The sequence below is a fragment of the Mycoplasmopsis bovis PG45 genome (assembly GCF_000183385.1).
In the GTDB taxonomy this organism is placed as follows: Bacteria; Bacillota_I; Bacilli_A; order Mycoplasmatales; family Metamycoplasmataceae; genus Mycoplasmopsis; species Mycoplasmopsis bovis.
Genome location: NC_014760.1, coordinates 684668 through 707226, shown reverse-complemented (window position 1 = coordinate 707226; position 22559 = coordinate 684668). Strand labels below are relative to the sequence as shown.

Genomic DNA, 22559 nt, shown 5'->3' with positions numbered 1-22559 from the left:
CTTTAGTAATCTGAATAAATTTGTTTTGATAGAGATTTGACAATTTCTAAATAGTGTGATTTCCCGCCAAACATTCTTATAATTTCTGTTGTGGTGGCTATTTTTTCAAATTCTTTTGTTCTAAGAATTTGGATATCTTCAATTTCCTTAATTCCACCATCTAAATATTTTGCAATTAAAATCTCTAACACTTCTTTAACAGGGCTTTGATAATTTTGTAAAAAATTGCTATCTTTAAGATTTTGGATTCTTTGCTTTTTAGTTAATGGCTCTTTATTGTAAGCAATTTGTAATAAAAGATCAAATTCATCTAAATCTTTATAATTTTTATTTTTCTTTCTTAGATCTTCTATATTAATTCCTTTTTTTTCTAATTCTTCTAAAATGACATTTTTTCTATCTTCTTTTTTTCATCTAGTAAGAAAATTGCTAAGTGTAGCATATTCTCCTAGAATTGTTCTTTTTGTATAGTCGATTAAAGAAGTGGTGATTAGTTGACCATTCTCATCTATAAATTGAATTTGCTCATTAATAACATTAACATCCACATTATTTATCCTATATCTCTTATCACTATAAGATTTTGAATCAATAGGCGGTTGGTCACAAACAAGCATTGATGCTTCATTATAATCAACTGGATCAATATTTATTTTATCCTTACTAATTGATACTATATTAGCATTATCACCATCAAAATCAGGATCTGCAAATTTATTTGTAACAGATCTAAAATCAATAATAGTAAAAAACTGTTTATTATGTTTTTCACTTATTCTTGTACCTCTACCTATTATTTGTTTAAACTCTGTCATTGACTGAATATTAGAATCAATGACTATAAATTTACAAGTTCTAACATTAACTCCAGTTGTTAATAATTTTGAAGTAGTTACTAAGGTAGGGAATTTTGAGTTGGGATCTATAAAATTATCTAGCTGTGCCTTGCCTTCATCATCATCTCCTGTAATTCTCATTACATATCGACTTTCATTTTTGACAATATCTTGATTTTGGTTTCTAAGTTCTTGAGCTAATCTATCAGCATGATTTGTATCTTGACAAAAGAAAATTGTTTTTGCATATCTATTATTAGTCTCTTTTAAAAAATCAGATACATATTTTGCAACAATTTCTGTTCTGTTATCTATTATTAATTTTTTATCATATTCTTTTTGAGTATATATTTTATCTTCAATTAAATTATCATATATATCTGTTTCATTTTTTTCAGGTCTATAACCTGTTAAATCTATATCTAAATTAATTCTTTTGACAGTATATGGAGCTAAAAAACCATCTTCAATTCCTTGTTTTAAAGAATAAGTATATACTGGTTCGCCGAAATATTCATGATTAGATCCATCAGCATCATTTTTTGGCGTGGCTGTCATTCCTAATTGTGTGGCTGATTCAAAATATTCAAGTATATCTCTTCAATTACTATCTTCTTTTACAGATCCTCTATGTGCTTCATCAACTATAATAAGATCAAAGAAATCCCTATCAAATTTCTTATAATATTCTTCTTTATTTTGGCCCAATAGTTGTTGATATAAAGATAAATACACTTCATAAGAATTTAATTTTTCTTTTGAGGATAACAATTTTTGATCAACTTTAACCATTTTTTTCTGTAAAAATCTAAAATCGCCTGCCATAGACTGATCTACTAAAATATTTCTATCTGCTAAGAATACACTAGGACAAAAAAAGTAGACATCAGCAAATTTGCTGATGTTTTTTTGTTGGAGATAAAAATGGCTAAGCAGTTAAGTGTTAATGAATGGAAATATTTGTTTGAAAAATACGAAAAATATAGATCTGGGGAACTCACTAAAAAATGTTTTTTGAATGAAATGATGAAAATAAAAAATGTAGAACACATTTCTGACGATCAATGAAAGAGATTAGTGAATAAGTATAAAAGATATAATTTAGGTATGAACATAGAATCAATGAGTGGAAGATCGCCTAAAAAAGGTAAAGGTTCCGGCAGGCCAAAAAAGACAAAATCAAATGATGAAATATTAGATGAATTTTTAAATGATCTAAATAAAGAAGATTTGATAAAGATAATAAAAATAATTTCTACAGATGACGAAATTAAGAAGATAAAAAAGGACAAATTTAAAGAAACGGTTACCAAAATAAAGAATTCATTTCCCTTTAAGGTATCGAATAAAGTTATTATGTCATTGCTTAAAATTAAAAAATCTACATACTATAAAAAGCTAAAAAAATTGAAAATGATTAAAGAAAAGAATCTTGAATTAGAGAACACTGTAGTTCAAGCTTTTAAAGAAACTGGAGGCATTTTCGGCAGAGAAAGATTGGCTGCTTATATTAGCAAAAATAAACAAATAAAGCTTAATTATAGGACTTTAGGTAGAATAATGAAAAAACTTGGACTAGTTTGTAGAATAAGAAAAGCAAAAAGAACAAAAGAATCTAAGAATGTATCTGTAACGTTTCAAAATATTGCTTCTCGTGACTATGATGGTATATATAATGATATCTATGCTACTGATGTTACATACATACCTTCGCCAATAGATGTTGATCAAAATTTTGTATATATGTCGGCTGTTATTCATCATAAAACCAAAAAAATTTTAGGTTTTAACCTGTCTTTGTACAATGATAATTCATTGGTTATTGATAATATTAAAAAAGTTAATTTTCCCAAAAATTTTGTTATACATTCTGACCACGGAAGTCAATATTCATCTAAAGAATATCTTCAGTTAATTGAAAGACTTAATGGAAAAGTATCAATGTCAAGAATTGGTAATTCCCTTGACAATAGAGAAATTGAATACTTTTTCTCAGTACTTAAAACTGAAATGTTTGAAAATTTTGAGAAAAGTGTTAAGAAAATGACGCTTAAGCAACTTGAGCGTCATCTAAATAGATTCATTGATTGGTATAATAATGAGCGAATGCTCAAGAAATTTAATTACAAAACTCCACATGAATTGTGAGTGGAGTTTTGTAAAAAATAAAAATTTAATGTCTATTTTTATTGTCCTAGTTTAGAAGAGAACTCTTTTTTTTATTTTTCTTGTAATAAGTTTATGAATTATTTGAGAAGCAACAAAAGTTTTTCCAGTACCGGTAGCCATAACAAACATTAGCCTTTTTCTACCTTTGACTATTTCTTGAACAACTTTATTTATTACATTATCTTGATAATATCTAGCTGTACTAAAACCTTGAACATAATAGTTAGGGGTTGATACTGCTTCTCATTCATCATTACTTATACTTTTTTCTTGTTTATGTCTCTCTATTAATTCATCAACAGTAGGAAAATCTTCTAACTTTAGGTCTCTTTGTTTGCCTGTAATCTTGTCAAGTTCTACAAAACTGTCACCGTTAGTAGAATAAGCAAAGTCACATTTTAATATGTCGGCATATCCAATTGCTTGTTGTAGACCATGACTAGGTGATTTAGTATTGTTTTTAGCCTCAATAACAGCTAATGCTACATTATTATAATAGAGAAAGTAATCAGCAATCTTTCTTTCAGATCTTAAAGTTTTTCTATCTGGTAAAATTTTAATGGATCCATCAGTAAAGTTATATTCAGTACTAAGATTTTTGCCAATTTCTCATCCTTTTTTTTCGAGTATAGGATTTATGAATTTTATCTTGATATCTTCTTCTGACATTTTACTTTTTTTAATCATTAAAATCGCCTCACTATTTCTTAATATTAACTAGAGACCACATAATATGTATCATTATTATATCAATTGTAAATTCTTAATTGTATAGTTTAGTTTGATACTAGCATAAATTAATACAATATGAGCTAAAATAAATATAAAAGTTCCTAATTGAATTATAAAGAAGGTTTAAAAAAAATCATTTGCTTTTTAAATGATGAAAAAAGGTAATTAATTCATAACAAATGAAAATATATTAGTATGCTTATTTAAAAGTGTTTTGGTGATAAGCAATACAAAAAATATTTTTAGTCCGCCTTAACAAGTTTCAACATTTTATTATGAACAGAAAAAACATAACTTATAATTGTATTTAGCCAAGTTTTTGCTACAGAATTTATAAACAACAACAGTATTTAAAAAAAATAAAAATCTGCTTTTCATTTATTTTTTCTAATGTATAATAATATTGCTTTTTAAACACTAGCCAAAAAAAGCGGAGAAGTAGCTCAGCTTGGCAGAGCGCTACGTTTGGGACGTAGTGGTCGCAGGTTCAAATCCTGTCTTCTTCACCATGGGGGATTAGCTCATTTGGCTAGAGCGCCTGCCTTGCACGCAGGAGGTGGTGGGTTCGAATCCCATATCCTCCACCATTTTTATGGCGTTGTAGCTCAGTTGGTTAGAGCATTCGGTTCATACCCGAAAGGTCAAGAGTTCGACTCTCTTCGACGCTACCATTATATGGAAAAAGTATCTAACTGAAGGACCTATAGCTCAACGGTTAGAGCAACCGGCTCATAACCGGTTGGCTACTGGTTCGAATCCAGTTAGGTCCACCACGGGTGATTACCCAAGTCTGGCTGAAGGGACTAGTCTTGAAAACTAGCAGGGGCTTCACGGCCCGCGGGGGTTCGAATCCCTCATCACCCGCCATTTGCTCTTTAAAACAAAAAAACTTTATATCGCGGAGTGGAGAAGTTGGCATCTCGCAAGGCTCATAACCTTGAAATCGCTGGTTCGAATCCAGCCTCCGCCACCAATTTGGTCCAGTGGTAAAGTGGTTTAATACGCCTCCCTGTCACGGAGGAGATCGCGGGTTCAATTCCCGTCTGGACCGCCATAATGGCTCTGTAGCTCAGTAGGTAGAGCAACGGATTGAAGCTCCGTGTGTCGCTGGTTCGATTCCTGCCGGAGCCACCATATCAAATATGCCCTAAGGGCTTTTTTTAATGCTTTTTAGCCCTAAAGTAAACAATTTAAGTAAAATACTATATGTATTAATGAGGTATATATGAAAACTAAATTTATTTTTACAACAGGTGGTGTTTTAAGCGGACTTGGAAAAGGTGTTACAGCTGCTAGTGTTGGAAACTTATTAAAAGCTCAAGGCTTTAACATTTTTGTGCTTAAATTAGATCCATATTTAAATATTGATCCAGGTGTTATGAATCCATTAGAGCATGGTGAGGTTTATGTAACTAGTGATGGTGGTGAAACTGATTTAGACATAGGACACTATGAAAGATTTATTGGTATAAAGCTAACTAAAGAGTCGAACTTTACAACTGGAAGAATTTTTACTAGAATTTTAGAAAAAGAACGCCGGGGAGATTATAACGGCAAAACTGTGCAAATAGTTCCTCATGTCATTGACGAAATTATTTCAATTATTCTAAACTTAGCTAAGCAAAAAGATCCTGACTTTATGCTTATTGAAATTGGTGGGACTGTGGGAGACTTAGAATCAAGCCCATATATTTATGCAATTTCAAAATTTGCTAGTTTATATCCTGAAAATGTTATGTTTTCTCACTTAGCTTTTGTGCCTTATCTTTCAGCATCTAATGAATATAAATCTAAACCTAGCCAAGTTTCAATTTCATCTTTAAGATCATTTGGCATCAACCCAAATTTATTATTACTACGCTCACAAGAAGGTATTGACACTTCAATTATTCAAAAAGTAAGTGCAAATGCTTTTGTGAAACCTGAAAATGTAATTAATATTCCTGATAAAGCTAATATTTATGAAATTCCACTATTTTTAGAATCAAGTGGCATATTACAAATTATTTATAAACATTTTAAAATAGATAAGTCTATTGACTATGAAGCAAATGCCCCTTGAAAAGAATTTGCAAACAAATACATTTCAAAAAGATGCAAGCCACTAAATCTTTTATTGGTGGGTAAGTACACTGGCTTAGAAGATGCATACTTATCAATTATTTCATCACTTAAGATTGCTTCAGCTCATCAAAATATCGAATTAACCTATAAATTAGTTGATTCGGAAAAAATAACTTCTGATAATATTAACTCAGAATTAGATGGCTATGATGGTGTAGTTATTCTACCAGGCTTTGGAGTAAGAGGCTTTGAGGCAAAAGTAAATTTAGCACAATATACCCGCAGTAATAAAATTCCTACATTAGGAATTTGCCTAGGTTTTCAAGCCATGACAGTAGCTCAAGCCAGAAATATAGGTATTACAAATGCAACTAGCAAAGAATTTGCAGACCAATCAAGAGAGCAAGAATTTGTACTAACTCCATTTTATGAAAATGGTGATACAATGAATATTGGTGGTACACTTAGACTTGGTGAGGATAAAATCAAAGCCAAAAATGGCACACTTGCACAAGAAATTTATGGAAAAGCTGTGTTTTATGAACGCCATAGACACAGATATGAAGTAACAGATAAATACAGAACATTATTAGAAGATCATGAATTTACTTTCTCGGGTATTCATCCTGACTTAAATGTTGCTGAAATATGTGAAGTCAAAAATCATCCATTTTATTTAGGTGTGCAATATCATCCTGAATTTACAACACAGGTACTTAAATCAAATCCATTATTTGATTCATTCTTAGCTAAGACCTGAGAAAATAAGCAAAATAAATAAATTTAAACTGAGCCCACTTAAAAGTGAGCTCTATTTTTTTATAGTTTAATAAACCTTGTGATTGTACCTTACAATCCTATAAAACAGTCAAATTAGTCATTACTAAATAACAAAATATAATATGCAAGCAATAATTTAAATTTATATAAAATTAATTTTTTATATAATTCATAAACTTATAATAAGTTTATGTAGCAAGTTTAATATAATTATCAAACTTATTATTCATAGGGAGCAATATGCCAGAGATAGATTATAAAGAAACACTAAATATGCCTAAGACTAATTTTGAAATGCGGGCAAATCTTACTGTTAAAGAACCACTTTTTAGGGAAAAGTGGGAGCAAAATAATTTATATGCTAAGGTTTTAGAGAAAAATAAAAATAACACTCCATTCATACTTCATGATGGTCCACCTTATGCAAATGGCAGCATTCACATTGGTCATGCATTAAATAAGATTCTAAAAGACATTATTGTTCGTTATAAATCAATGCGCGGGTTTTATTCTCCATATGTTCCAGGATGAGATACCCATGGATTGCCAATAGAACTTAAAATGCTTACTGATGCAAAAATTAATTACAAAGTTATTTCACCTATTGAGTTAAGGAAAAGAGCTTCTGAATATGCAGATGCTCAAATTGAAAATCAAATCTCTCAATTTAAGAGTTTGCAATTATTAACTGATTTTAAACACATTTATAAGACTAAAGAACCTAAATTTGAAGCTGCCCAATTAAGATTATTCAAGAAAATGGTGTTAGATGGTTTAGTCTATAAAGGTCTTAAACCTGTTTATTGATCTCCTTCTAGTCAAACTGCTTTAGCAGAGGCAGAAGTTGAATATTATGATGTTGATAGCCCTTCAATTTATGTTGCATTGGAAATTGTGGACAAAAACGGCTCACAGAAAGTAAAAAATGGCGATAAATTAGTAATCTGGACTACTACTCCATGAACACTTTTAGCTAATGCTGCTGTGGCAATTGGTGAAAACTTTACATATTGCAGAGTTGAACACAACAATCAAGGCTATATTGTTGCTAAGGAATTAGCTAATAAATTTATTGAAGTCTGCCACTTTGATGAAGCTAAGGTTACAATTGACTTTAATGCCAGTGAATTAATTAACATTAAATATAGAAGTGTTTTAAATAATTTAGTTTGCCCAGTTGTTATTGGACACCATGTAAGTTTGGAAAGCGGTTCAGGATTAGTTCACATTGCTCCATTATTTGGTGAAGATGACTTTCAAATAGGAACACTTAATTCATTAGAAATGATTATGCATGTTGAAGACGATGGTGTGCTTAATGAGCAAGCTGGCAATTATAAAGGCATGTTTTATGAAAAAGCAAATGCTCAAATTTTTGATGAATTAATCAGCAAATCAGCCTTATTAGCAAAAGGCACTATTAGACACTCTTACCCTCACGACTGAAGAACACATAAACCTATTTTATTTCGTGGAACACCACAGTGATTTGTTTCAATTGAAAAAATTAAGCAGCAATTACTAAAAGAATTAGAAAGTATAAATACTTATCCTGAATGAGCTAAAAAACGCTTAATTAATATGATAAGCGAAAGAAAAGACTGAACAATCAGCCGGCAAAGAACCTGAGGTGTGCCTATTATTATCTTTTATGATAAAGATGGTAAGCCAATTATAAATTCAGCAATTTTTGACTATGTAATTGATTTAGTTGAAAAGCACGGGACTGATATTTGATGAGAAAAAGAGGTTGATGAATTATTACCTGAAGAATTTAGAAATAATGGCTATAGCAAAGAAATGGACATTATGGATGTCTGATTTGATTCAGGAACTACATCATTAGCTGTTGAAATTGATAAGAACTTAAAACCTCCATATGATTTATATCTAGAAGGAAGCGACCAGTATCGTGGATGATTCAATTCATCATTGATTAATTCAGTAGCCTATACTCATAAAAGTCCATATAAACAAATAGTTAGTCATGGTTTTGTTTTAGATTCAAAAGGCGAAAAGATGTCTAAATCTAAGGGCAATGTTGTTGACCCACTTAAGGTTATAAAGAAATATGGTGCAGATATTTTAAGACTTTGAGTAGCTAATGCTGAATATACTAATGATGTTAATATTAGTGATGAAATCATTAATCAAAACAGTGAAATTTATCGTAAGATACGTAACACAATTAAGTTTTTATTAGGAAACCTAAATGGCTATGAATATGATGAATCAGTTAAAAGAACTGGCATTCATCAATATATAATGAATGAGCTTGAATTAATTAAAGAAAAAGTTTATAAGGCATATGATGAGTATAACTTTTCTAATGTTATAAAGACCATAAATAAATATGTTGTTGAATTATCTAGCTTCTATTTAAACATAACAAAAGATATTTTATACGTGCACGAGTTTAATTCTAATGAAAGAATGATGACTTTAGCAAACTTTTATGATATAACTAACTTTTTGATTAAAGCAATAGCACCTATTATTCCAACTACAGCTGAAGATGCATATATGCATTTTAATAAAATAAATAAACTAGAAAGCATTCACTTAGAAAGCTTTGATGTAGTTAAGAAATATGATGCAAATGTTTTAAAAGAGTGAGATGAGTTTTTTGTTTTAAAAGATGAAGTTAATTTACTATTAGAAAACGCTATTAAAAATGGTTTAATTAAGAGAACCAATGAAGCTAAAGTGACAATTAAAAATCCTAGCGAATTAATCAAGGGATATGATCTTAAACAACTATTAATGGTAGGAGTAATCGAATTTGGAAATGTTTCTAAAGTTGAATCATTTAATTCAGTAAAGTGTAATAGATGTTGAAACCACTTTGCTCCAGCTCAAATCAAAGACAATTTATGCCCATTATGTTATAAAATAGTACAAAAAATAAATGGAAAATAATATGAGAAACAAAAAAGAAAACAAAGAAACTTTTATACAGAGAATTAAAACATTTTATAGTTCTTGAAAAGTTTACATAAAGACAAATTACACATCAATATTAATCAAATATGCCATATTTATAGTAACATTTGTAATTTTATTAGTAATTGATCAAGTAACTAAAAATGTTTATTTTTATCCAGTTCCTGATCCTAGTGCTTCTTCAGGGTTTAGGGGAGATCCTACAGTAGTATTTGACTATGGAATAATTGGATTTAGGTCAGTTGCCCACCATGGTGTTACCATTTTTTCTAGATTCGGTCAGCTTTCTAATGCAACTTTTAATTTCATCCATTTTACTAGCATTCTTTTATTCGTTTTCTTGTTAACAATCCCGCTTTTTGTAAAAACAAATTTAATGATTGTTTTATGTGCTGCAGTAGCGGCAGGCGACATAGGTAATTTCATTGACAGAATGAGATTTAATAACACAGTTAAAGATATTATATTTTCACCATTTATTGAAAAGTGATCAAATAGAGAACTAGGAACATTTAATTTTGCAGACACTTACATTATAGGTGCAGCAATATTTATGGCAATTGCTGTGTTAGTCAAAACATTCTTATTGCCTAATAAAGAAGACTTATATGAAGAAAATATGATTAATGAATTATTGGTTGATCCTGTTGTTTTAGAACAAGCTAATAGTGCTAATAAAGCTAATTAAATTTTAAAGAAGGCAATATGCCTTTTTATTTTCTTAAAATTAGCTAGTTCTTTCAAAAATGCTAAAAATAGCACAAATTAAGGCTAAAAATATGGATAATTCCACATTCAAGCAATTAATTTTGCATAAGTTTTAAAATATATATTTAGATAATTAGTTTCTAATTATTTTATTTATTTGTAATGAGGTTTTAAATGAAGGCAAAAAAACTACTATGAGGAATAGCTCCACTAATGGCATTAGCACCAATAGTTGCTGCTAAATGTGGGGACGGTAATGAAACAAAATCTATAGTATTTCAAATAGGTCACCGTAAATCATGACCTCTTTCTGGTGGATTAGCACCTTTTGCAGAGTATTACAACAAAACATTTAAAGGCCAAAAAGATTTTATGCCTGTTAAGATGTCTTATGCTGATGATCATAATACAACATCAGAATTTGTTTTAGCTAGAAGAGCAAAAGACAATATAGAATCAGGAAACTTTAAGGATGTTCCAAACATTATTCTTGGTGCTCAATCTGGCGCATACGTAATTAACCAATATAACAGATTAATGGACCTTAGTGATGTTGGAATTAAAAAAGATATATTTAATCAAAGCATAGCTGATCTACACTCTATATTATCAGGTCAAGCAGATAAATCTAGAGTTTACAACATACCTTTTGATAATGCTGACACAGATGCATTGGCATTTAATTTAGATGCACTTTACTTTATGCTTAAAATGATTGAAGATGGTAAAGGAGAAGTTGACTGAACTGCAGATATTCCAAAAAGAGCTAAAGAAGCAGCACAACCTGGCAAAGGTAATGACTTACCAGAAAAAAGCATTTGAAGAGCACTAAAACTCAAAGAAGGTGAACCATTTAAAGGTTTTAAAGTTGACGAAAAGACCTTTAAATCAATGGAAAAAATACGTGAATTAGCTGTTAAATTTCATGATGGAACAACATTAGATCAAAGTAAAGTTGACGCTGACACAATCACTGGTGAAGTTTTATCAATTGACTACAATGCTCAAGCATTTTTAAAAGAGTTTAAGTCTAGAATTGGAAAAACTGAAAACGATGTCATTTGAAAATTAGTTTTAACTGGCGATCAAAAGAAGCCAACACGTGTTGAATACAATCTTCCAAATAATCCTGAATATGTAAAAATATTTAAAGAATTATGAGATACATATACAACTAAGTCAATTAAAAGACATGTAAAGAAAGTTAACGAAAATAGCAAAGTATTTTCATCAATTAAGTATATGGAACATGGGATACAAGAATGAGGTTCATGAAACATTCGTGAATTTAAGAGCGCTATTAGCATTTTAGCTAGTGTTGGAACTAATCAAAGAATGCTTTCAAGTGTGTCTAGAAAACTATTTTCAAAATTAAAAGATGGAACACTAGTTAAAGACTTTGAAAAAAATAATGCTAAGTTTGAAGATGTTTATTTATTACCACAACTTACATTAATGTCTGAAGGCAAAGATCAAATTTTTGCTGAAGGTGGATCAAGTATTTTGGCTGTTGACACATCTAAAGAAAGAGACACTAATACACCTGAAAACAGGGCTACTAAGAAATTCTTATCATGACTATACACAGGAAAAAACACTCACACTGGAACAGAAGAAGAAAACTGGAAAACATTTGCTAAGTTATCTGGATACATAATGCCACTTAAAGATGTAATTAGTGATGCTAATGAAAAATGAATGAAAGATGAAATCGAAAGACTTCTTAAAGAAGTAAGAGAAATCGAAAAGAAACCTAACGCTACCGAAACTGAAAAAGAAGTAGCAAACAAAAAATTCTTTACTTTAAATAATTTAAGAAGTGCTTTAGTTTCTCTTCAATCAATACTAAATCTAGAAAAGAATAAAGATAAAGTTTTAGTTAAAGCATCAGTTACTGATGATGCTACTAGTCAAATTGCAGGCGCAATCGATGGAGCATTATACAGATCAACTATTCATGATGGTCATGAAATTGCAGATGCAGATAAACTAGTTGAAGGATTTAAGCAATCTGTTCAAAACACCCCAAAATAGCAAGCGCACCTACAGTTTATAAGTAACAAAAAATAGGCAGAAAAATTCAATCTGCTTATTTTTTAATAAATTTGCTATATAATAAAAATGCATTTTCAAGGTGCTAAGCAAATAAATATTTTTTTCTTTTTATAAATATTTTTTGATATATAATAATAAAGCTTTATGTTGAAGCAGGTTGCCGATTTAGCTCAGCGGTAGAGCAGCTGGCTGTTAACCAGTTGGTCACAAGTTCGATCCTTGTAATCGGCGCCATAAATGGTCTGTTGGTGAAGCGGTTAACACACATGGTTTTCATCCATGCATGCACGGGTTCGATCCCCGTACAGACTACCATTTGGAGAATTAGCTCAGTTGGGAGAGCATCGCCCTTACAAGGCGCAGGTCGTGGGTTCGAGCCCCTCATTCTCCACCATTGCCGCCTTAGCTCAGTTGGTAGAGCAACTGACTTGTAATCAGTAGGTCGTAGGTTCGAGTCCTATAGGCGGCACCATAATTTGAGCGCGAGTGGTGAAATTGGCAGACACGATAGATTTAGGCTCTATTGCTTAACGGCATGAGGGTTCAAGTCCCTCCCCGCGCACCAAAATTCTCTTTTTATACTCTGAAAAGAGTTTTTTTTACACCTTTTTATTTGTTCGTTTATTGTATACATTGTTTAATTAATAACACACATTTCTCCTTTCTTTTTTCTTTGTTTATAAACACATTTTAATTTTTCCTTTGATGTAATTATTTACATATTTCTTTTTTTCTTGTGTTTTTCATTGTGTGTTATTAATGTTCTCTCTCTTTAAAAAACAATTTTCATTTTTTGTTGTTATATTTCAATTGTTTTTATCTTTATTCTTATAACCATCCAAAATGGGAAAAATGCGACAATTTTCCCATTTTTTTCTTTTTTGACACTATTATTAGCAATTTAGCCATATTGTTTTGGAGGTAAAAAATGATTTTATATAGAATAGGTGAAATAATTCATAAACATAACTCAAACATAATATTTGAAAGTCAAGGGATAGGTTATTCATTGATACTGCCAGATCCAGAAAGGGTTGATGTTAAGCAAAAATGCAAGTTGTATTTATTTGAAATAAAAAATGAATATCAGTATGCAACATATGCTTTTAAAGATTTTAAAGAAAGACTACTATTTGTTGATTTAATATCTCTTAATGGCATTGGACCAAAAGCAGCATTCAATATATTAAATTTTGGATTCGAAAAAGTATCAGCGTTAATAGCAGAAGGCAATGTTGAAGCTCTCATTAAAATTCCATATCTTAACCCCAGAATGGCAAGGCTGATTGTGGCTGAATTACAGGCTAAATGGTCAAAAATGATTAGTCCTAAAGAAGTTGCAAAAATAAGTGTATCAACCAACACAATATCTGAAGCTAAAGAAACACTTAAGATGCTAGGTTTTAAAACTAAGCAAATTGATAATGCATTAGCAAAGGTGTCAACAACTGATGATATTGAAAAAATGATTGAAGAAGCAATTAAATTAATTTCTACTCAAAACTATGAACCAGCTACTGCTTAGACCAACCAGCTTCAAAGAGTTTATCGGTCAGAAAAAACTAATAGTTACAGTAAAAGCAATGATTGATGGCTCTCTGCATAGAAATGAAGTGTTAGACCACATTCTTTTTTATGGACCACCAGGTACTGGTAAGACAACTTTAGCATCTTTAATTGGCAATGAATTAAACAAAAAAGTTCACTATTTACAAGGAGCTTTATTAGAGAAAAAGTCAGATGTTCTAAGTGTATTTGCAAATGTTAATGAAAATGACATTGTATTTATTGATGAAATACATAGTATTAATAAATCGGTAGAAGAAATAATTTATAATGCTATGGAAGATTTCAAAATTGACATAATTATAGGTCCTGAGGGAAATTCTAAGGTTATGAGAATGAATCTTAAGCCCTTCACATTAATAGGTGCCACGACTAAATTAAACTTGCTTAGTCAGCCTTTTAAGGATAGATTCGGCCTACTTGCTAGACTAAGCCAATATAGTAATGAAGAAATAGTTAAAATACTGCAAAACAGCAAGAAAAAGCTAAAAGTTGAAACTGATAATGAAGTATTAATGCTTCTGGCAAAATATTCTAGAAATACTCCTAGAATTGCTAATCATTTACTAAAAAGAGCATATGACTTTTCATTAAAAAATAATCAGAATATTATTGATGCAAAAACCACATATCTAACATTTAAGCATCTTGAACTCTTTGACTTAGGACTTAACAAAGAACATATTGAATACTTATCACTGCTTAGCAATTCATTTTATGATAAATTTGTTTCAATAGATGCAATTTCTGGAATTCTAAATATGAACAAGGACAACTTAATCAATGATATTGAGCCTTATTTACTGTACTTGCAACTTATTGAAAAATCCCCTAGAGGCAGAAGAATAACCACAAAAGGAGTTGATTATCTAATAAAAAATAATCTTAATATTTATACTTAAAACAAAAAGTACTAATAATATATAATATAGTCTATTATGTCAAACTTTAAAACTAACTTTAAGACTTTTTTTAAGAATCTATTTAGCCCAACGAACTGAAAAAGATGACTCTTACTTTCTCTTTCTATTGTGGGCATAATATGTGCTATTGTTTGCGGTGCATTCTTTGCAATTTTTAAGCAAGCTAATCGTTCAATAGAATATGGTGAAGGTGTGAGATATCAAATTGAGGCTAAAATTCAAAATGATAATAAAGAATTGCCCGCCTCAAATAAAGTATTGAATGATATTGGGCAATCACTAAAGTATCGTTTTTCTAGTACAAATGACTCTTCAGCTAATGTAGCTGTCATCGGTAATGGAATAATTCAAGTAACTAGAAATAAACCGCTTGCTGATTCAGAAAAAAAAGCCGAGTTTGAGAATTCAATTATTAAAAAAAGTAGCTTAGTTGTAACAGACATAAATATGAACCCCCTTTTTATCAATGGTAAGTTTGCCGATCCTGCTAACTTTGATAAAGATAAATTAAAAATTGATTATAGTAATATTGAAAAATATGCAGTTCCTCTTAAAACTGACAGTGCTACTGTAAGGTTTAATCCAATTGCTTCAAGATATCAAGTTACTGCTAAATTAGAAGATAATCAAGCTATTTTAGAGTGACAAAAAGCTACTGAGCATATTTCTAAACAGCCTGAAAAAATAATGTTCATGTGGACAAACCTTGATGAATTGTATAGATTTGCTAATACACCACTTTTTAAAAATGACTGAATAGCTGCGAAAGAAAATGCTGCAAACTTCACATTTGTTGGCAACAGGCCATGGGATCCACAATTAAGAAAATTAAACACTATTAAGAAAAGTCAATTTGATGGCTCTAAATATTTAGTTAATATTACTGAAATTAACAGACCTTTAAATGATGAGACTTTCGTAATAACGACTACTGACACTAAAAAATCTACTTCAGATGCCTTAGCTTCTTCAATTAACTTTGGTTCTAATAAAAACTTAAATTTAAAAATATACGGTGAACCAGTTTTATTCACAAAAGAGAAAAGTGAATTCAAGTTTAACTACATATGAATAGCTTTAGCTGTTGCATTCTCATTAGTTTCAATAATGCTAATGGTAAATTATGGCTTATTAGGTTCTCTAAGCGTTATCTCAATGGCACTATACATATTTTTAACATTACTAATGTTTACAGTTTTAAGAGGCGAGTATTCACCATCTAGTTTTGCAGGTCTTTTTGCTTCGTTAGTTATAAACTCAATACCTTTATTCACAGCTTTTAATAGATTTAAGCATGAAATTTATAAAGGTGAATCAAAAGTCAAAAAAGCTTATAAAACAGCCCTTAATGCTAATTTTATATCGTCATTTGACATGTATATTGGCACCTTGATATTGTCAATAATATTCTTCTTCCTAGGAACACCAAATACCCAAGGATTTTCAATAATGATTACTTTTGGCTCAATATTTGGTATCATTGCAATTTTAATTATCAATAGATATCTAACATTTTTATGTGTTAATACTGATTTATTTGACAAAAAAGTTAATTTGCTTGGCATAGTATCTAAAAAAATTGGCAAATTTAACACCGAAGCAAAATACAAAAAAGTTAACTATGTTAACAAGTCAAAATTAACTGTTATTGCACCTGTAATATTTATTAGTGCTGCAATTATTACATTCATTACTTTAGCATCAATTAATAAAGATGCTTGGGCTGGATTTAATTTAACAGGTCTTTTTGCTGAAGCTTCTAAAGTTAATATAAACTTAGAATTTACTAAATTTGGAATTATTCTAGGTATATCAATAATTGCAATCATCATTTATTCTTTGATTAGATTTAAATGAACATATTCTATTGCTATAATCACAACTTTAGTTCAAAATTTATTAATAACATTTGCTGTATTCTTAGTGTTAAGAATACCATTAAATGTATACACAATTCAATCATTTTTATGAGTGATATTGCTAACCGTTGCTAATACATTTATCATTTTTGGCTCTGTTAAATCAAAAATGAATTTATTTGAAAAAGATGAGGCATTAAGCAAAGAACAAGTTAGATATGTTTCAAATAGTATTTTCTACGAATCATTTAAAAATAATTTGTTCTTCTTAATAGTTTCCGCATTAGTCTTCATAACCCTTATTGCATTTGTTGGCGCTATTGATATATTTACAAGTGTCATTATGTTAATTTTGGTTGTAGTTGCAATTTATTCAACACTATTTGTTGGTGTTGCTGTATGAAGTAAATTAGAAGAAAAACGGCAAATGAAAGTCCAACATAGAATTGACACAAAATATTGAGTATTTCCTAATGAACCTTCTGAGCAAGTTTTCCCAGGAATTAATAATTATTTAGCATAAAAATTCACCACTATGTGGTGTTTTTTAATATAATAAGTATCCTAACTTTTTGAAGCAAGGAGGTTACATTATGTTTTATTTGCTTAATAAACCTAAAGGCCACTCTTCATTTGCAATCATAAATTCATTTGCAAAAGAAAATATGATAAAAAAAATAGGCCACACAGGAACACTTGACCCTTTAGCTTCAGGGCTTTTATTAGTAGCAACTGATGATGACACAAAATTAATTCCTTATATTAAACATAATAATAAGTCTTATGTTGCTACCATTCAATTTGGAAAGCAAACTGATACTTACGATTCAGAAGGAATAGTAATTAATTCTTCAGAATATAAACTCACCAACAATAATGTTCTGAAGGTATGCAAATGATTAGAAAGCCAAACTGAACAAATACCCCCTTCATTTAGTGCTAAAAAGATAAATGGAATAAGAAGCTATAATTTAGCCAGAAGTGGCAAAGAAGTGAAATTACAAAAGCAACCTATAAAAGTATTTAGTGCTAAAATAATAAGCTTTAACATTGAAAAACAACAATTAGTGATTTATGTAGATGTATCAAAAGGCACATATATAAGAAGCTTAGTAAATGACTTAGGACTGTACCTAAACACATATGCTTATATGACAGAACTAGATAGAGTGAAAATTGGTAATTTAGATATATCACTGTTAAATGGTAATGGTTTTGTTGCAATAAGTGACAATCATTTATTTTCTATTCCACACTATGAGCCGTCTATTGCTGAGATTAATAAATTAAAAAATGGCATCAGCATTATTAATAATAAAAACATTGCTAATGGCGATTATATTTTAAAAACAAAGCAAATAAATTGAGGCATTATTAGTGTTGATAACGAAATAGTAAAAGTTAAGAAATTATTTGGCAAAAGAATCAATGAAATAGAAAAAGGAGTTTCAGATGACTAGAATTGAAATACAAAACAATATTAAAGCTGCTGCTTTTGATATTGACGGCACTTTATTAGAACATGGTCAGTTACAATTTAATGAAACCGTTTTAAATACTTTTAGACAGTTAAAATCTAAAGGCATAACAACTATTCTAGCATCAGCTAGAGAGTTTGTAACTATTGGTGAGTTATTAAATAAATCTAACGACATTGACTATTTTATAGGTGCAAATGGTGCATTTGTTTATGATGTGCAAAACAAAAAAATTATTTATGAAAAAATAATTAAATACAATGAGCTAAAAGTTTTATATTCTGAATTCTCTGATTTTAAGCACTGTGAAAACTTCCTTTTAACTGATATAAACAATGCATTTAAATCTCCTAATATGATAATTGATTCATGATTCTTAAAGCCACATATAGACAAAATAATAGATATGGATTTTAATAAAGTTGATAAGAATCATATGCACATTATTGCTTTAGGAACAAAGACTGAAGAAGATTCAAGTATGTGTTCAGAAAAAGCGAAAGAGCTAATTAAACAACATAATATGAACCTAGAAATAACCGCAAGATGAAGCAAAGGTGTATTTATTGGACCAAAGAATTCAACAAAGTCATCAACTTTAAAATGACTTTGTGAATATTTGAATATAAACAGAGACAAAAACTTAATTGCTTTTGGTGATAGCTCAAATGATTATGAAATGTTAAGAGACGCTGCCTATGGTGTTGCAATGATGAGGGCTAATAACTGAGTCAAAAGTGTTGCTAATGATGTAACACTAGATTGTGAACATAATGGTGTTTACTTAAAACTTAGGGAATTAGGATTAGTAGTGTAATTTACTGTGCACAAAATATATAATTTTAAATATGAGTTTTAATGTATATAGTTTTGATAAGCTACCAAAATTCAATAATCCAATTTATTTAATTGGTGTTTTTGAGAGTTTCCATTTAGGTCATAATTTCTTGTATGAAAAAGCAAAAGAAATTAAAAAAAATAGTGCACGTGATATTGTGATCGTGTTTTTTAAAGATGTAGAACATATGTTCAAAAACAAAGATGGCTACATTTTTACAAACTTTGAAAACAGAATCCAAGAATTTGCTAATCTAGGGTTTACTAACGGCATATATTTAGAATTTGAAAAATTATGAGCACTAGATGCTGATTCATTTCTGAAAAAATTGTTGAAAAATCAAGATGAATCAATAGATGTTGTAGTGGGTAAGGACTTTCGATTTGGTCTGAATGCTAAAGGGAATATAGATACAATTATGAATTTTGTTGGTGCTGAAAGAGTTCATCCTGTTGACATTGTAAAAATAGGCGACAATATCAAAGTTTCTACAACATTTTTAAAATCTTGCATAGAAATTGGTGATATTGAATTAGTTAATTCGCTTAATTTATACATTTACTCATTTAGTGCGCAGATAAATGCAGATGATAATGAGAATAAAGTTAATTTAGTAACTGATAGTAATATTGTGCCATTAAAAGACGGTATTTATTTATGCTATATTGAAATAAATGAAATGACTTATTATGCTGTTTTAAAGGCCAATATAGACAATCTTGAAGTTAAATTCCTTGATTTTGAACTAAAATCAGGAGTAACTGATTTAAAATCTAGAATTAGAGTGCTAAAATCATTAAGATTTATAAGTTCAATTGCTGATGATATATTTTTAGATGAAGACATAATAAAAGCCAAAAAAATACTGCTTAATAGACCTAATTATGATAAAATATAAAAGCATTTATTTTCAACAATGCAATTTTATACTTGGTTTAATTAATGAATTAAAACTAGGGTAAAACATATTTATATATGGAGATTTAGAATGATTTCAAAAGAACAAAAAGCTCAAATTGTTGCTAAATATGGAGCTAACAAAAAGGACACAGGTAATATTTTTGTCCAAATAGCTATCTTAACAGCTGAAATTGAGGACTTAAAACCACACTTTTTGGCTAACCCAAAAGACAATCACTCTAGACGTGGTTTTATAGCAAAAATCACAAAAAGAAGAATTTTGCTACAACACTTAAAGAAGGAAAACTTTGAACTTTACAACAAAGTTTTAGCTGAATTAAATTTAAGAAAATAATTTTTGAAAAGCACACAAGTGCTTTTATTTTTTTTAATAAGACCAAAAATTTCACATACATATCTATAAAAAAGCTGTCAAAAGCAAGTTGTGTATAATATATTTATTACCATTTTTTATAAACTTATATAGATATGGAAAGAGGAATTTTATATGAAAAAAGTTATTTATGACTATGAATATGCCTTTAAGGACAACAACAATAAGGACGGTGCAATAATATATTGCCATGGTCATAATTCTAAACCTGAAATTTTTGAAATGTTTCAAAATTACTGAACTAAGACTAACTACTATGCACTTCAATTCCCTGGCAACAATTTAGTTAAACCAGTAAAAGATCATAAGCTTAGTGTGTATCAATTTGCACAGTTATTAATTAACTTCATTGTTGATAATGGATTAAAAAATGTTACTTTAATTGGCCATTCGATGGGCGGCGGAACCATTTCATTAGCCTACAAACTAAGACCAGATTTAATTGGAAAATTAATTTATATTGCACCAATTAATAAGACAACTTCTTTAAGCAAGGGCAAATATAAGAGAAATTTTGAACCCAAAACATTATCTGAATATCATGATTTCTTAAGACCACTATACTATAATTTTGATGCACTAATTGCCAACTCTGAGTTTAGCGAAGAAGTTAAAAAAGCTTTTGATCCTGAAAGATTTAGTAACCCATATATTAAAGAGTTAACAATGTCAATGGATGCTAGTCTTTATGACGAAATTGAGAGTTCATTAGATTCTATAACAGTGCCTACATTGCTAATTTTAGGTGAAAAAGATGGGGTTATTGATAGCGAATCGTGCTTAGAATATTTCAAAGAACATGTTAAAAATCTAGAAAGCGTTATTGTTCCTAAATCATCACACATCATTTACTTAGAAAACTGACCAGTTTTTATCGATGCAATGGATAAATTCCTAAACAAATAACATTACTAAGTTAGCAAAAAAGTTGCTAGCTTATTTTTTCTTTTAGGCTTATAAATTAAATGAATTAGTCAAATTTGTTTCTACAAATTATTTAGTATTTCAATAATGCTTTATAATATATAATTATGAATTTAGATGAAGTAAAGAAAAAAGATAATTTAATTGAAATAAATGATTTAATTTTCAAATACTACAAAAAACAAAAAAATGAGAGCATAAAGATTGACAAGCTAGAAATACCAAAAAATCAAATAATAGCACTCCTTGGTCCTTCTGGTTCTGGAAAGACCACACTTTTAAATTTACTACTTGGTTTTTTAAAGCCAACATCTGGAAAAATTAATATTGAGAATAATCCTAAGATTCACGAAATTTCTTACATTATGCAAGAGAACTCAATTTATGAAAATGTCAGTGTGTTTAATAATGTTTTTTTAAGCGCCAAAAACTATGAAAAATGAGTTGATAGTGTCAGACTTGCGTTTTTTAATGAATATTTTGCTAATGCAAATGATCCTGAATTAGTTTCTAAATATAATCCATATTTAGAAAAGATTTTTAAGTCAAAAAGCTCAAAGATTTCTAAAAAACTAAACTTTTTCATACTTGTTTTAAAACTGTTTTTTGACAAAAAAAATCAAAGACAAATTTGGTTTTTTTAAGTCTATGAAACTAAAAACTTTATTCAAAAAAGAGTTTGAAATTGTTGCTAACAAAATAGGCATAGGAGAGTTTATTCATAAAAATGTTAATGAGCTTTCTGGTGGCCAAAAGCAAAGAGTTGCTTTTGCCAAAGGTATTATAAAAAAGACTAATTTGGTACTTATGGATGAGCCCTTTTCGGCATTAGATGCTAAGATTAAAGAATCGACTATTGAATGATTAATTAACATTAAAAAAGAATTTAATTTAAGCATAATTGTTGTTACGCACGATCAGCAAGATGCTTTAAAGCTTAGCGATTCAATTATTTTGATGGATAATGGAGTTATTCAGCAATTTAGTTCAGGTGCTGATATGTATGAAGATCCAAATAATCTCTTTGTTGCTAAATTTATTGGTTCTCCTGAAATTAACTATATTGGCACTGTTGATAATATTAGTTATTACATAAGGCATAATAAACTTACAATTATTAAAGATCAAAACGGAAGCTTTGAAATCATTGATAGAAAAGACTTCGGCGACAAAATTCATTATACTGCCAAGTTTAATGATAAGGTTTGATCTTTAGTTACTAAAGACTGAACTATTTCAATTGGGCAAAGAGTGAATGTTAGCTACAAATTCGAAGATGTTTTAGCTTTTGATATCTATGGCAATAGAGTATTAAGAAGTAAATAAAATTAGTCTAAATAGCCTATAAAATAGGCATAGACAAATAAATGCAACTTATCAAATGAGGAAG

At 29.5% G+C, this 22559-nt stretch carries 17 protein-coding genes and 13 tRNA genes; 28 read left to right on the top strand and 2 right to left on the bottom strand.

The features are described from left to right. Positions 1-2: 2 nt before the first annotated feature. Positions 3-1661 carry an EcoAI/FtnUII family type I restriction enzme subunit R gene (hsdR, locus tag MBOVPG45_RS03055; protein ID WP_243555169.1) on the bottom strand — a complete coding sequence of 553 codons (1659 nt, stop codon included), beginning with the start codon at positions 1659-1661 and terminating at the stop codon, positions 3-5. A gap of 99 nt (positions 1662-1760) precedes the next feature. Between hsdR and MBOVPG45_RS03050 the strand changes: the two genes are divergently transcribed. After that, positions 1761-3005: an IS3 family transposase gene (locus MBOVPG45_RS03050; protein WP_013455925.1), complete on the top strand. Its 1245-nt coding sequence runs from the start codon at positions 1761-1763 to the stop codon at positions 3003-3005. Between the two features lie 30 nt (positions 3006-3035). Here MBOVPG45_RS03050 and MBOVPG45_RS03045 read toward each other — a convergent pair whose 3' ends face one another. Continuing rightward, positions 3036-3692, bottom strand: a complete 657-nt coding sequence (locus tag MBOVPG45_RS03045; RefSeq protein ID WP_041309157.1) for a DEAD/DEAH box helicase family protein — start codon at positions 3690-3692, stop codon at positions 3036-3038. 477 nt (positions 3693-4169) lie between these two features. Between MBOVPG45_RS03045 and MBOVPG45_RS03040 the strand changes: the two genes are divergently transcribed. The 27 genes from MBOVPG45_RS03040 to MBOVPG45_RS04980 all read left to right on the top strand — a co-directional run bounded on the left by MBOVPG45_RS03040 (position 4170) and on the right by MBOVPG45_RS04980 (position 22495). Continuing rightward, positions 4170-4246: transfer RNA gene (locus tag MBOVPG45_RS03040), tRNA-Pro, on the top strand. Position 4247: 1 nt separating this feature from the next. After that, positions 4248-4324, top strand: a tRNA-Ala gene (locus MBOVPG45_RS03035). Positions 4325-4331: 7 nt separating this feature from the next. Next, a tRNA-Met gene (locus tag MBOVPG45_RS03030) sits at positions 4332-4408 on the top strand. A 26-nt stretch (positions 4409-4434) separates the two neighbouring features. Continuing rightward, positions 4435-4510 (top strand) — tRNA-Ile (locus MBOVPG45_RS03025). A gap of 1 nt (position 4511) precedes the next feature. Continuing rightward, a tRNA-Ser gene (locus MBOVPG45_RS03020) sits at positions 4512-4604 on the top strand. 30 nt (positions 4605-4634) lie between these two features. Next, positions 4635-4710, top strand: a tRNA-Met gene (locus MBOVPG45_RS03015). A 4-nt stretch (positions 4711-4714) separates the two neighbouring features. Beyond that, positions 4715-4791, top strand: a tRNA-Asp gene (locus MBOVPG45_RS03010). Between the two features lie 4 nt (positions 4792-4795). Continuing rightward, positions 4796-4871, top strand: a tRNA-Phe gene (locus MBOVPG45_RS03005). A 91-nt stretch (positions 4872-4962) separates the two neighbouring features. Further along, on the top strand, positions 4963-6582 hold the full coding sequence (pyrG, locus tag MBOVPG45_RS03000; RefSeq protein WP_013456530.1) for a CTP synthase: 1620 nt from the start codon (positions 4963-4965) through the stop codon (positions 6580-6582). Between the two features lie 239 nt (positions 6583-6821). Beyond that, entirely contained in the window at positions 6822-9500 is a 2679-nt protein-coding gene (gene ileS, locus MBOVPG45_RS02995) for an isoleucine--tRNA ligase (RefSeq protein WP_013456277.1), read from the top strand. A 1-nt stretch (position 9501) separates the two neighbouring features. Further along, positions 9502-10212, top strand: a complete 711-nt coding sequence (locus MBOVPG45_RS02990; protein WP_013456158.1) for a signal peptidase II — start codon at positions 9502-9504, stop codon at positions 10210-10212. A 194-nt stretch (positions 10213-10406) separates the two neighbouring features. Further along, positions 10407-12266, top strand: a complete 1860-nt coding sequence (locus MBOVPG45_RS02985; RefSeq protein ID WP_013456429.1) for a P68 family surface lipoprotein — start codon at positions 10407-10409, stop codon at positions 12264-12266. Positions 12267-12446: 180 nt separating this feature from the next. After that, a tRNA-Asn gene (locus MBOVPG45_RS02980) sits at positions 12447-12521 on the top strand. 5 nt (positions 12522-12526) lie between these two features. After that, positions 12527-12602 (top strand) — tRNA-Glu (locus MBOVPG45_RS02975). A gap of 3 nt (positions 12603-12605) precedes the next feature. After that, a tRNA-Val gene (locus tag MBOVPG45_RS02970) sits at positions 12606-12681 on the top strand. Between the two features lie 2 nt (positions 12682-12683). Next, a tRNA-Thr gene (locus MBOVPG45_RS02965) sits at positions 12684-12759 on the top strand. Positions 12760-12767: 8 nt separating this feature from the next. Continuing rightward, positions 12768-12852: transfer RNA gene (locus MBOVPG45_RS02960), tRNA-Leu, on the top strand. A gap of 363 nt (positions 12853-13215) precedes the next feature. Further along, positions 13216-13812, top strand: coding sequence for a Holliday junction branch migration protein RuvA (gene ruvA, locus MBOVPG45_RS02955; RefSeq protein ID WP_013455950.1), 597 nt, complete (start codon positions 13216-13218; stop codon positions 13810-13812). Further along, positions 13793-14755, top strand: coding sequence for a Holliday junction branch migration DNA helicase RuvB (ruvB, locus tag MBOVPG45_RS02950; RefSeq protein ID WP_013456191.1), 963 nt, complete (start codon positions 13793-13795; stop codon positions 14753-14755). The genes ruvA and ruvB overlap by 20 nt, the downstream gene beginning before the upstream one ends. Positions 14756-14791: 36 nt before the next feature. Continuing rightward, on the top strand, positions 14792-17158 hold the full coding sequence (secDF, locus tag MBOVPG45_RS02945; protein WP_013456399.1) for a protein translocase subunit SecDF: 2367 nt from the start codon (positions 14792-14794) through the stop codon (positions 17156-17158). Between the two features lie 70 nt (positions 17159-17228). After that, the gene (gene truB / locus MBOVPG45_RS02940) at positions 17229-18095 is read left to right on the top strand and encodes a tRNA pseudouridine(55) synthase TruB (RefSeq protein ID WP_013456468.1); all 867 of its coding nucleotides are present in this window, start codon (positions 17229-17231) and stop codon (positions 18093-18095) included. Further along, positions 18088-18930, top strand: coding sequence for a YcsE-related riboflavin metabolism phosphatase (locus tag MBOVPG45_RS02935; RefSeq protein WP_013456636.1), 843 nt, complete (start codon positions 18088-18090; stop codon positions 18928-18930). The genes truB and MBOVPG45_RS02935 overlap by 8 nt, the downstream gene beginning before the upstream one ends. Positions 18931-18961: 31 nt before the next feature. After that, entirely contained in the window at positions 18962-19849 is an 888-nt protein-coding gene (locus MBOVPG45_RS02930; protein WP_013456459.1) for an FAD synthase, read from the top strand. 90 nt (positions 19850-19939) lie between these two features. Further along, positions 19940-20206 carry a 30S ribosomal protein S15 gene (gene rpsO / locus MBOVPG45_RS02925; RefSeq protein WP_013456065.1) on the top strand — a complete coding sequence of 89 codons (267 nt, stop codon included), beginning with the start codon at positions 19940-19942 and terminating at the stop codon, positions 20204-20206. Positions 20207-20359: 153 nt separating this feature from the next. Next, positions 20360-21151, top strand: coding sequence for an alpha/beta fold hydrolase (locus MBOVPG45_RS02920; protein ID WP_013455955.1), 792 nt, complete (start codon positions 20360-20362; stop codon positions 21149-21151). Positions 21152-21276: 125 nt separating this feature from the next. Continuing rightward, a complete protein-coding gene (locus tag MBOVPG45_RS04985; RefSeq protein ID WP_318023776.1) occupies positions 21277-21813 on the top strand; it encodes an ATP-binding cassette domain-containing protein in 537 nt (178 codons plus the stop codon). A 4-nt stretch (positions 21814-21817) separates the two neighbouring features. Continuing rightward, positions 21818-22495, top strand: coding sequence for an ATP-binding cassette domain-containing protein (locus MBOVPG45_RS04980; protein ID WP_013954679.1), 678 nt, complete (start codon positions 21818-21820; stop codon positions 22493-22495). The last annotated feature ends 64 nt before the right edge of the window (positions 22496-22559 follow it).